The sequence below is a fragment of the Amycolatopsis sp. cmx-11-32 genome (assembly GCF_047608695.1).
In the GTDB taxonomy this organism is placed as follows: domain Bacteria; phylum Actinomycetota; class Actinomycetes; order Mycobacteriales; family Pseudonocardiaceae; genus Amycolatopsis.
Map to the genome: position 1 here is coordinate 44788 of NZ_JADNQN010000014.1, position 12403 is coordinate 57190.

7 protein-coding genes are annotated in these 12403 nt (G+C 67.7%); 1 reads left to right on the forward strand and 6 read right to left on the reverse strand.

Annotated features, from left to right (window positions below):
• Window positions 1-6: 6 nt before the first annotated feature.
• Window positions 7-210 carry a WD40 repeat domain-containing protein gene (locus ACM6LR_RS32455; protein ID WP_414937976.1) on the forward strand — a complete coding sequence of 68 codons (204 nt, stop codon included), beginning with the start codon at window positions 7-9 and terminating at the stop codon, window positions 208-210.
• Between the two features lie 467 nt (window positions 211-677).
• Here ACM6LR_RS32455 and ACM6LR_RS32460 read toward each other — a convergent pair whose 3' ends face one another.
• The 6 genes from ACM6LR_RS32460 to ACM6LR_RS32485 form a co-directional block, all read right to left on the reverse strand.
• A complete protein-coding gene (locus tag ACM6LR_RS32460; RefSeq protein ID WP_414945150.1) occupies window positions 678-1382 on the reverse strand; it encodes a choice-of-anchor P family protein in 705 nt (234 codons plus the stop codon).
• 9 nt (window positions 1383-1391) lie between these two features.
• Entirely contained in the window at window positions 1392-2216 is an 825-nt protein-coding gene (locus ACM6LR_RS32465; protein WP_414937887.1) for a L,D-transpeptidase family protein, read from the reverse strand.
• Window positions 2217-2429: 213 nt separating this feature from the next.
• Complete coding sequence (locus tag ACM6LR_RS32470; RefSeq protein WP_414945151.1) at window positions 2430-9017, reverse strand: LamG-like jellyroll fold domain-containing protein; 6588 nt, start codon at window positions 9015-9017, stop codon at window positions 2430-2432.
• A 262-nt stretch (window positions 9018-9279) separates the two neighbouring features.
• Window positions 9280-11532, reverse strand: coding sequence for an EAL domain-containing protein (locus ACM6LR_RS32475; protein WP_414945152.1), 2253 nt, complete (start codon window positions 11530-11532; stop codon window positions 9280-9282).
• Window positions 11532-12068 carry an RNA polymerase sigma factor gene (locus tag ACM6LR_RS32480; protein WP_414937890.1) on the reverse strand — a complete coding sequence of 179 codons (537 nt, stop codon included), beginning with the start codon at window positions 12066-12068 and terminating at the stop codon, window positions 11532-11534. The genes ACM6LR_RS32475 and ACM6LR_RS32480 overlap by 1 nt, the downstream gene beginning before the upstream one ends.
• The gene (locus ACM6LR_RS32485; protein WP_414937891.1) at window positions 12065-12349 is read right to left on the reverse strand and encodes a hypothetical protein; all 285 of its coding nucleotides are present in this window, start codon (window positions 12347-12349) and stop codon (window positions 12065-12067) included. The genes ACM6LR_RS32480 and ACM6LR_RS32485 overlap by 4 nt, the downstream gene beginning before the upstream one ends.
• Window positions 12350-12403 lie beyond the last annotated feature (54 nt).

The following is a 12403-nucleotide window of genomic DNA, read 5'->3' on the forward strand; positions in this document are numbered from 1 at the left end:
GTCGCGCTGTCACCGACGTGCGCGGTCTACGGCGTGGATTTCAGCCCCGACGGCCGCATCCTGGCCACCGCGGGCAACGACAACACCGCACGGCTGTGGGACGTCAACGATCCCCGTCGCCCCACCGAACTCGCCACCCTCACCGGCCACACCAGCGGTCTCTTCGGCGTGGCCATGCGTGGTCACCGGGACAGGCAGGGCGGGTCGTAGGCGATGCCGGGGAAGTACCGGTTCGTGCCGGGTGGGCGCCATGCGTTCAGGAGTAGCCGACAGTCACGTCACCGGCAGAGGTGGAGGTGTTGATCCGGTGTGGGCTCGCCGCTGAGGTTTCGGTCCTGTTCGCCGCTCTGACGTCGGGGTCGCGACGGACCCGCCACCCGTCCAAGCTATCGCCGGTGACAGCGCGTTCCGCTTCACCGGCCGCGAGGGCGCGTCAAGTGATGGACTCATCGTCGAGTTCGGCGCGTTCCTCACGAACCAGATCGCGGCCGAATTCTCTTGTCCGGAACGGACGGTCAAGAACACCACCTACGGCATGACCGGCCGGTTGCGGTTGCGGAACCGGTCGCACGTGGTGGCATACGCCGTGCGGACGGGAGCGATCTGAGGGCGCGCCCGCATCGAGTGTGGCTTCCGGGCGGGACCCGGAAGCCACACTCGTGTTGTGCGGGCGATGGTCAGCCGGTGACGTCCAGGTGCGCGGGGACCGGGGTGGGCTTGGGGGCCTTGCCGCTGGGCTGCGGCTTGTCACCGCTGGGTTTGGTCGGCGGTTCCGGAGTGGTGCCGGCGGATTTGGCGCAGGTCGCCGACGCGATGTCCAGAGTCTGCGTCCGGCCGAGCAGCTTGGCGGAGACCGCGGTCACGGTGAGCGTGCCGCCGGCGTTCTTGGTCTGCTTGTTCACCACCAATTCGAGCAACGGGGCCAGCGGTACGGTGGTGTTGGGCGGGACCTGGTCGAGCTTGATCGCTTTGCCGCCGACCTTCAGGTTCGCGATCGACACCGACCCCTTGCCGTCTTGGCATTCGGACTTGATCACGTCGGCGCTCAGCCCGGGCAGTGTGGCCGCGGTGGGCAGGGTGGCGAGATCCAGCGAGAGACCGGTGACACCGGACTTGGCGTACCCCGGTTTCACATCGGCGTTCAGTGCCTTCGCGCTGACCAGGGACGGGCCGGATGTCGGCAGCGCCACCGAGGCGAGCGATTCCTTGCCCGCCCCGGAAACCGAAGGTGTACGGGGGATCGTGACCAGACCGGACGCGGCGATGGCGTAGGCGGACTCGGCCGGGGCGGCCACGGCGGGGGTGGCGGTGACGGCCAGGCAGGCCGCGGCCGTGCAGGCGAGCACGCCCGGTGTACGCGGGGACAAGGAAATTACCTCCATGATCGGATTTCAGGTGATGTGCACGACGGTGCCGAGCGGCAGTTCCACGAGGCGGTCCAATGCCTCGCGGGTGACTCGGATGCAGCCGTCGCTGGTGGCTTTGCCGACGAAGCTGTCGTCCGGCCAGGTGTGCATGCCGACCGTGCCGGGCCCGCCGCCGAAGGTCTCGTGCGAATCGGAATGGCTGCTCAGCGGCAGCACGATCGGGCTGTAGGTGTTCACGCTCTCCTTGATCGAGGCGAGGATGAACGCGCGGCCGGTGGGCGTGGGGTGCTCGGGTTTGCCGATGCCGATGGTCCACGAACCGGTCGGCTTGCCGGCTTCGAGGATTTCCAGGCGGAATTCGGCGAGGTCCACGTTGACCTGGAAGTCGTTGTGCGCCGATTCCGCGGTTTCCGGGGTGGCGTGCAGCCAGCCGGTCGCGCCGTTGGGTCGCGCCGGTAGCAGCACCTGTGCCCAGTCGCCCTGCCGGGCGATCACCGGGACCCAGGTCGGTGAGCCGATCTGGGTCTCGGGCAGCCGGGCGATCGGCTCCGCGCCGGGTGCGCGGTAGACCACCGCGTCCGCCTTCGGGTGCAGTACTTCGCCGTTGGCGGGGAGCGTGGGGGAGGGGTCTGCGGGCGCGGAGTCCAGCCGGCCGAAAGTGTTCGCCTCGGGTAGTGCGGCCGGCATCTCGGGCGACGAGGGTGGCGGCGCCACGGGGGCAGCGGCCCCGCCGCCCTCGCCCCCGGTGGTACCGCAGCCGGACAGTGGAAGCATCGCCAGCACCAGTACGAGAAGCGCCTGAACCGGATGTGGGCGTGCGCCACCGCAAGAGGTCTGCAGTTTGGTCATCAGGGCCTGTCCTTGCGCAGAGTGATCCGCAACGGGATACGAATCAGGAACGGTCATCTCTAACAGGTAGGCAGTGCGTTAATCAACGCGCACGGTTGGTGATCAGATCGAATCTGCCAGCGGTTTTGCCGTGTTTTCCCAGGTCGGCCGGGTAGGCGGAGTTCACTCGATCGAGGTGGAAATGCGCTTTCGCTACGCCGGGCCGAAAACACTCTACGTACTTTTCCTACTACCATTCGGAGGACTCGCGGCACAGCGCTCGGCGCGATGACTACTCGGAGTGTTCCCGACTCTCGCTCGCCGGGGCAGCAGGCCCGAGGCGTATCCGGCCTGGAAGTACGCCACGACGTCGGTCAGGATCCGGTTCAGCAGCGCCACCTTCACGGGATCCGCCTTGGCTTGCCGGGTCGCGGCGACGAACGCCGCCCACCACGGCACGAGATCCCCGAGCTTCGACGCCGTGTGGCCGTCCAGTGGGGCCAGAACGGTCGCCACCCCGTTCCCGATGTCGGCGGGGGAAGGAATGTCGGCGGTCACTTCGTCCTCGACCAGTTCGATCAGCAACGGGTTGTCGGCCAGGTCGATCACTTGCGCGGGCTCGTGAGCGACGGTCTGGTCCGGATTGGTGTCGAACAGCGGCGGTACCCGGCTGACGTAGGTGACCCGGTGCAGCAGCCGCCACGCGCCCTGCCCGGTCAGCTGGACGTTGCGCAGCGCCACCGCGTCCGGGTCGCTGCTGGAAGTCAGCCATTCCTTGTCGATCACTTGGTTGTGGAACGTGTCGCCGTTGTCCGCCGAAGGCGGCAGGTAGATCGACATGAACCGGTAGGCGTCGACTTTGCCGGGGCAGTATTCCGGGGTGTAGCCGGTGTCCGCGTGGTAGCCCTGCAGCATCGGGTCGCCAGGGCAGGTCACCGCCAGTGAGAACCCGCGCGACTCGTTCTCCGACTTGCCGACCTGAACTTTGACATGGCCACCGAACAACGCGTCGATAGCGCCGTACAGACCGTACTGCGCGGTGAAGGTGATCTCGCCGGTGAGGCCGGTCAGATGCGTGTAGTCGCTGAATCCCGTGTAGACCCGTTCGTGGACAGCGGAGAACTGCTCGGTTTCGGTGTGCAGGCCGCCGGATGCCGTCCAGACGTACCGGTTGGCGATTCCGCGCGTCGGGACGCCCCGGCCGAAGTCATGGAACTGCTTGTCGTTGATCTCGTCCAGATCGGCGCTGCCTCTTTCGCCGAGGCTCGCCGCGTCGAACTGGATGAACATGCTCCGCATGGCCGCGTCGGACTTCGCTGTTTTCGCGGCCAGCCGGTAGGCCTCGTCCGGCTTGAAGTAGCTGCCTCTGGCGACGTCGGCCCGCGGGAAGTCGGGGTCGTTGACCAGCCCGACCTTCCCGTCCAGTGTCCCGTTCTTCACGTAACGCGGGTCGATCTGGAAGGTGAGGATGTTGCGGTCCGGCGGGATCTCCAGGTCGGGTAGCACCACCTTGCCGACCATCGCCCCGGTGGAGTGCAGCCGCATCGCGTACAGGTCGGCCGTCATCGACTCGACGAGCGCGTATCCGAGGTTCAACGGCTGGTAGCGACGGCCGACCACCGGGTTGAGGTAGTCCGACCGATCGGTCCGCGCCGGCTCCCACATCCCCCTCAGTCCCAAGGTGTCCGTCGTGACGCGGGTCCACGCCGAAAGGTAGGTTTCGTCCCGCTGGCGGGCGATTTCCAGGTTCGACTTGTGCCGGGCGCCGATCTTCCCGGTACCGGCGGTGAGCAGATGTGTCCACGCCAGTACGGACGCGCTGTCCGCCCATTTCGCGGCGACACCGGCTTTCGTGTCGATTTCCATCTTCAGCGCGGTCTTGTAGTCCGACGAGGTGAACTTGATCGACGTGCTCTCCTCGGACCGCAGGGTGACCGAGGAGGCGTCCTGATAGGAGTTGTAGCCGAACGGGCTGTCGTAGAGCGGGCGGGACAGGTTCTCGCTGGGCACCGGTGGCGCGCCCTCGATGTAGCCGATCAGCGTGGGCAGGGTCTGTACCTGGCCCAGATACACCAGGTCCGTCTCGCCCATGCCGTAGCCGGTGGACAACGTGAGGGCGGTGTCGTCGAAGAAGTAGGCACGCCGCATCACCGCGTAGGGAGTGCCGTCCCCATGGGTCTCCAGCTCTGGGTACTCGACCACGGCGGCTCGGCCCGAGAGTGGACGCTGGAACCGGGTCCGCGGGCCTTGGTAGACGTTGGTGAGCTGAGGTCCTTCGTTCGCGACCGGTGCGGTGGAGGCGACATAACCGGGTGAGCCGACGGGACGCCCGTTCGCGCCCCGGCCGGTGAGGTCCGCGCTGGTCTTGTCCAGGGGCCAGTAGGCGACCAGGTCCGCCTCATCGCCCTTCAGCTTTCGGTACAGGGTCGACGTGATTTGGGATCGGGTGCGTGCGGAGCGCCAGATCCGTACCTCGGCCAGCGATCCGTCGAGGTGGTCCTGGAACTCTTCCCCATTCTGTTCGTAGGCACCGATGGTGCACTGGTCGTACCCGAGATACCCGGTGACTTCGTCGGCGGGCGCGGGTATCACCGACCCGATCGGCTGACCGTCGTGGTAACACCGATACCGGCCGACGTTCTGGAGCGTGCCCCACAGGTCCGTGTCGGTGAGCAGGAAGTCGTTGTCGTTCACCGAATCCTCGGCGACATTGCCGGAACCTTCGCTGAACCACCACGCCGAAACCACGCCCTGATCGGCGTCGGCGGCTTGGTTCCGTCGCATCACCGACCGAACCTGGTCCGCCGACAAGCCGGCCGACCAGAATCGCAGCCCGCTCAAAGCACCCGTGAAGCGCGCTTGCGCTTCCAAGGCCACCCGGCCGTCCTTCGACGGCGGATTGCCGATGCCGAGCGTCAGTGGAGCCGAGGAATCGACGGACGTCACTGTTTTCGCACCGCTCAGTGTCGTCTGCGCCTTTCCGTTCTCGAAGCCGTCGACGTAGATCGTGAGCGTGCACCGCAGGCCCGCCTTGACCTGAGCCGAGGTCAGCGTCACCGCGACGTGGACGGCCGGGCCGTTCGAGACGGATGCGCCGCTCCGCACGGTCAGCCGGGTCCGGTCACCACTCGCCGGGTCGACGAGCCCGACCGTGCAGAACGGATTGTCGTCGGAATCCAGTGCGAGCCGGAACGACTGGTCCTTTCCGGAATCTCCCCACTGCGAAAGGATTGTCTGCCGCAGACCGGTGGAGTCGATCGCTTGCACCCAGCAGTCGATGCTGAACTGGCCGTCGAACGTGAGGTCGCCGGGCTCGGGGCAGACGCCGTAAGCCGGTGGACCCGAGGTGGCGTCCGCGAGGTTCAGTTTCAGGGCACCGGCCGCCTGATAGCTCACGGCCACGTGATTCCACTCGCCAGGGCGCAGGCGCGCGCGGGCACGGACAGGCGCCGTGTCACCGACGCCCGTGACGATGCCGATGAACGGGTCGTCATCGCTCGAGCCGACCGCTTGGGATTTGGTGAGTTTCAGTCGCGCGTCGAGCGCGGCCCCGGTCGCGGTGGCGTGGTTGGCGAAAACCGATTCGGCGGTGGTGTGCCCCTCGGCCAAGGACCAGGCGCCGTCCAACCCTGGTTCATTTCCGGTCAGCGCGGCGTCGCACGTGTACCGCAGTTCCGCGGCCGTTCTGGCGAAAGACCAGAGACGCACGTCCGACAGCGCGCCGAACATGCTGACGTGCGGGCCGATCGACGCGCCGATCGCCAGCGACGGCGAGGTCGACTTCGACGGTGGCTGCAGCTTGACGTCACGCACGGTGTTGGCCGGCACGGCGTCGACGTAGATCGTCAGCGTCCAGGTTCCGTTGAGCCAGGAGCCCGTCGCCGCGACATGCGTCCATACATCGGAAGGGAGGGGAGTCCCGGCCGTGAGGTACTCCGACTTCGGCTCGTGGCTTTGCGGCCGGTAGCCCAGTGACAGATGGCGCCCGAAGTCGAGACCGAGGTTGACCAGCGGCTTGGTTTTGCTCTTCGCGTCACAGACCTGCAGGATGCTGCCGAGCCGGTTCGCCTTGGGGCACGGCTTCTGGTCCGGCTTGATCCACGCCTCCCAGGTGAAGCCGGTGGGCCCTGGCGTGAAAACCGGGTTCGACGGCACCGCGAGACAGGAGCTTCTGGCGTTGCTCTTCTGCTCGAAGGCACCGAATCGAAGCGTGGGCAGGCCGGCGACGCCGAGATAGTAGGACGGCGTGAGTTCGCCCAGCCCCTTCGCCGGGCCGTTGTCGTAGGTGATCACCACCGCCGGGTCGCTTCCCTCCGGTCGGATCCAGGATTCCACGGTCCAGGCCGGTCGTGGCGACAGCTGAGTGCTGGTGAGCGCGACGCTCATCGCCTGACGGCCGTTCAGCGCGAGCGCCTTCGCCTGGTGTGCGGCCAGCCACTTGCCGTTGTCGCCGGTCACCGTCCGGGTGCTCGTGCCGTCCACCGCCCGCGGGGCCCGGCCGAACAGCGGGCTTTTCGGTGGGAGCGCGGTCATGGCGATCATCGCCCGGCCGACGGTGTCATCCGGTGGTGTCGGGGTCAGCGAACGTCTTTGCCAGCTTGCCGCGTCGACCTGCCCGGCGGCGAGATCGCCAACATCGACCGGTTCGAGCACATCGAACAGCATCGAGCCGCCGCGCAGATTCAGCGCAGTAACGAAGGTCTGGTCGGCGACCGGCCCGGGTTTCGGGTCCGCGGAGATGTGGGTGAACACCGCGTCGGCCGCACTCCAAGCACGTAACCGAGCGACGAAACCCGCCTGGTCACGCGGAACGTTCTCGAGTTTCACGGCGGAGTGACCGCCGACAGCCAGCGAGACCGAGCAATGTGCCGGACCGCCGTCCGCCGGTGAGATCGTCAGCGACAGGTTCTCGGTCGTCTTGCCGAAGAGCAGGATGCTGCCACCGCTGGTGCTCAACGCGTAGACGGGGGTGTCTGCCGCGTCTTGTTGATAGGAGTAGGTCGCCGGGTCCGCGTCACCACCCAGAACCGGTGCCGCGTTGGCGGTGTTGACCGGTACCGCTCGCCAGGTCTGCACCGCGGTGGCACCGGTGTCCGAGGCGTAGCGCACGGTCAGCTCCACGGTCCCGTTCCCCGCCGCGGTGACTTCGACCCGGGAAAGCGGCATGTCGGGGCGGTGGGAGACCAGCACGAGCCTGCCCGCCGAGGCCAAGGGCAACCTTGCCGACGGCTGATGGCCGAGGAAGTCGTAGAACGGCCGTGCTCCCGACAGGACCGCTTTGTCCGCGGGGTCGTCGGAGAACGCCCCGTTGAGGATCGTGACCATGGTCCGTACGTCTCGCGGGACCCCGCCCCAGTTCTCGCGCGGCAGGCCGGCGGCGGTGCCGTAGTCGATCGTCACGTCGCAGAGATCCGCCGCGGTGACGCCGTCACGGACGCAGGGCGCGACGGTCGCCACCACATTGTCGAAGGTGCTGCCACTGCGCCGGGCGATCAGCGTGAACGTGCCGGCTTGGTCGTCGTCGGCGTCCCAGGGCAGCGTGACCTGGGTCCTGGTCACCGTGGGGTCGTACTGGGCGACCGCGAAGGCTTCGACGCCGGTCGAAGCGGTGGGCTGGGGGAAGTAGCAGTGCACGAGCCCATCGGCACTGTCGAGGACGGCGGGCGCGGCGGCGGGTCTCGGCGTGCCCAGCAGAACCGCGCTCACCGTGCCGGCACCGGCCGAGCGCACCGCCTTGGCGGGGACGGGATGGTCGCCGGTGGCCGGGGTGAAACCGCCGCTGTTCAGCGCCCCGTCGATCAGCACACAACCGATCCCCGCCGGGAACCCCGGAATGGTTCCGTCCGGCAGCACACCGAAGTCGTAGACGGCCAGTGCTCCCGGCAGGCCGGCCCCGGCGTTGGCGACCGGGACGGTGACGCCCAGCCGGACCGCCCGGCGAAGGCTCGACTCCGCGCCGCTCCTTTCCTGCTCGGCGTACAGACTCGCGCCGACGCCGGCGGTCGGCGTCAACGTGGTGCTCTTTCCCGAGTTCCAGAGCGTGGGGGTGATCGTGAAGGTGCGTGACAGCGCCGGATCGACTTCCACACCGCCCGTGTTGTCCTGCGGATACGAGACGAAGGTGAGGACTTCGCCGGTGACCGCCACGATGTGCCAGCGGCTGATATCGGCATCCGACGTGGGCGCGAGGACGACGTCGAACCGGCCGCCGGTGATACCGGACAGCGCCGACAGCTCGATGGTGGGTTCCTGGAACGGCTCATCGATCATGTTGCGGAAGCCGAGCTCGTCACCGGGGCCGGCGGGCGCGTCGCGTCGCTCACTGCGCCGGTAGCGCACCTCCCACACCCGCTCCATCCGCCAGCCGCCTTGGTTTTGACCGTCACGTGAGCCACTGGATTGCCGCGGCGGAGTCCGCACCAGCGCGAAGCGATCCATGTAGAGGCTGCCGGTGGTGGACTGGCGGAAGCACGAGATGTACCTGCCGTCGGTGACGGCACGAAAAGGCGCGTCCGCGGGCTTCGGAGCGGCGGCGGCCGAGTCGACGGTGATCAGGTCCATACCGGCGATCCGCAACAACGGGCGGTCGTCCGCCGAAACGGTGGTATTACCGGCGAGACACAGTTCGTTCCAGCCGGCCCATTCCTGCGGAACGCCGGGATCCGCCCCGGAGATACGCACGTTGTAGTACAGCGTTTCGAGCGTGGTGGCGGCTTTTCGGGCGAGTACCACCACTGTTCCAGCCAAGGTGAGACCGACGGGATCGGCGAGCATAATTCCGTTGCAGTCGGTCGAGGGCCAGGTCTGTTCCGATGTCGTCATAACCATCCCTCGGTTGAGGTCCACCTCTTGGGGAACGTCGGCGACCTTTCATGTTATTGAGGCCGTCGCACGCGGACACCCCCCTGGAATAGTGAAAGAAGGTGACGCACCGTTTTCCGAAATGGTGGCCATTGGGCCTGTCCGGGGTGATGGCTTTCCGACAGTGTGGTTTTCAAGTTTTCCGTCGGCGGAGGCAGCCGCCCATGTCCACCGGAATTTCCTCAGCACGCGGAGAGTCTTTCTTCTGGCGCATCTTTCACGGTCATGATCGTTCGCCGAGTTCGGACTGGATCTCAGCCGCGGTGAGCGCGAGGGCGGGTTGATACAGGTCGAATCCCGCCACCGGATTCGGTCGTTCTTCGGCAAGGGCCCTGGCGCCGAGGGCGTGGATGGCGGCGATCGCGCTGTCGAGTAACGCGAAGCCGGTGAAGTGGTCGAGGGTGGTCGAGTCGATTCCGATGGTGTCCCAAGGAAGTTGAGTGATCGCGGCCGCGGGCAAGGCATCGCCGTAGGCGCCGGTGAGTGCCAGGGAGCATCCGAGATGAGGAAGTTCCGCGAGCCTGGCCAGCACTGGTGGTGCCGCGACGAGTGAAGCCGCTGGAATGGCCAGCTGAAGCTGCCCTGGCAGCAAACCGGCGGTGGCCGTCGTCGCGGTGAGCGCGTCGAGCAGCGCTTCGTCGTGGACGAGCCTTCCGGGGAGGTCGAGCATCACCTGTGGGGGGTTGCCGATCCCGGCCCAGGTGTAGATGTCGCGGCAGACCAAGTCCAGCATCAGCGGCTGAGCGGCGGCCAGCAGGCCGGTCCGCTCGGCGAGTTCTTCCACGTCGGCGAGTCGATGACGTTCGCCGGTCGGACTGGTCCACGAGGCCACCGGCCGGATCGCGGCCAAAGTGCCGTCAGCGGCGCGGACGGGCTGATAGTGCAGGACCAGGCTGGTGTGGTCGATGGCGTGATCCAGCTCCGCCAGCATGGTGAGCGCTCGATGGTGGTCGGCGTCGTCCGCCGGTTCCGCGTGGATCCATGGTTCACCGGAGCGGTCCGGATCCCGTAGCGCGCGGCGGGTTCGACGCAGCGCGGATTCGAGGGTGTCGCCCTCGCGGACTTCGGCGATACCGATCCGCGGATGCAGGTGCAGCCGGTGCCCACCGACCCGCACCGGCTCACGCATCCAGTCGGCGAGTTGCTTGACCAGCCGGGTGACCAGGGACCAGTCGCCGAGCCGGGACAGCAGCACGAGAACGTCTCCGTCGCCGTGGCTGTGCCCGGCCAAGAGCTGAGGGTGATCGGGGTCGGCGACGGCGACGATCTGGGCGTGGATCTGGGAGAGCAGCCGGTCGCGCATGCCCTGGGTGAGCACGTGGTCCAGGTCCCGCCAGGCACCGACCCGGACGGTGAGCAAGGCCGTGCCGCCGCGTTCCCGGCGGTCAAGGAGTTCGCCCGCCTGGTCGGCGAACGCCTGCGCGGTCAGCAGCCCGGTCGCGGGGTCGAGGTCGTCACTGTGTCGTAGCGCCCGCACGAGGGTGACGTCGTGGAGCAGGACGCTGAGACCGCGCTGGGCGTCGTCGGCGTGCCCGAGTACCGCGGAGATCCACCGTGGTGGCCCGTAGTGGTCACCGACGAGCTGGAACTCGGTCCGGGTCACCGCCGAATGCGGCGCGGTGGCCATCTGTTCGACGGCACCCCGCAGGGCGGCGATGTCCGCGTCGCGGTCGGCCAGGTCGGCCAGCGGTCGTTCGCGCAGTTGCGCCCCGGTGCAGCCGAGCAACGCCTGCGCCGCGGTGTTCGCCTCCAGGATCCGGCTGCGAGGGTCGAGGGTGAGCACCGCGGTGCCCGCTTCGGTGACTCGGACGTGGAACTCCCGCGCGCCCGCGACCTCGAGGTAGTCGGCGTGAGCTCGGGCCAGGCTGACGCTCAACAGCGTCTGGTCTTCCCGGACCCTGTCGCGGAGGCCGGTGGCGAAGCCTCCCGCGAACTCGCCGACGACCTGGGCCTTGATCCGGCGAGGAGCGTGCGGGGTGAACTCGGTGGCCAAGTCCGACAGGAGACTGACGCAGGTCCCGAGCGCGTCGGCGGAGAGTTTGTGGGTGTAGGACAGCGCGCGCCCCACCTGGTGCGGACTCAGGATCGGAAGCTCCGGTTTGATCAATTCGGTGATCCGGTCGACCCTGGCGCCGAGATGCTGGAGCAAGCTGGCGGTCCAGCGCCCGAAATTCTGATCGGCGAACCGCGGGTGCGTCGTCAAGAACGCCTTGTCGGCCATCGCCTGGCGCCAGCGGCGGCCGAATTCGACCGCGTCGTCCGCGGTCAGGCGCAGGCCGGGTGTGACGGGATCGTCGATCGCGGTCACCTCGGCGGCGGTCAGGGTGCGCCACTCCTCGTCCACTTCGGTGTGCACCGGCTTGGCGGCGGCGGCGGAGATGAGGCCGAGGACGCGGTCGAGGCGTTCGTCACCGGAGCCTTCGCGGTGAGCGGGGGCTGCTGACGCCGGGCTGGTTTCGGATGCGGGATCAGTCATCACAGGTTCCCTTCGCGGTCGTGGCGAGCGGTATCGAGGTCGGCGCTGACTTTCTGGCGAGCACGAGTGATCCAGTCCTCGACGGTTCGGGGCGCGCGATTCACCCGGCGGGCGATCTCTTCGATCTCGTAGCCGAACATCCGCAGTGACAACACATAACGAAGGTGTTGGGGCAGTGCGGCGATCGCCCGGTACACCAGGACGACGGCGTGTTCGTCGTCGCCCGCCCAGGCCAGGCGCAACGTCGCGAGCCGAGGATCGTCGAGGCTGCCGCCTTGACGCCGCGCGGCGCGAACGGCGTCGATGGCCCGCTTCTTCGCCACATCGGTCAGCCAGGCACGCCTGCTCTTCTTCAGGTGGTGCCAGTGCTGGGTCAGTTCCTGAAGTGCTTGTCCGACCACGTTTTCGTGATCGATCCCCGGGAATTTGATACGCAGCGACGCTGAAAGCCGAGGTTCGTACTCGGTCATGATCTCGGTGAGCTCATTGAGGTCCTGCGCGCTCCAGGGCGGCGGATGCGGGTGCGATTCGCTCACGCCCGTCCCCGACGGCCTCGGCGGCCCGTCCCGACCTCACCAACGGCGCTCGTGGTCACCAGCAGCGCTCCGGACGCGGTGATCTCCAGCCGCACCGCCCGTGCACTCAACAACAGGGGCGCGCATTCGCGCAGGACCGGCACCGCGGACCGGCGGATCAGCCAGCCGCGGAGCGCGCCCACCAAGGCCGACCCGGCACGCATGAGACGCCTGTGGTGCGCGCTCAGAACCCACGGCACCGCGGCCAGCACGAAGAGAACCAACGAAACATTCGGGGACATGAGGAGAAAAACCCTCCATCGACATCGAACACGGTCACACGACCGCGACTCTGT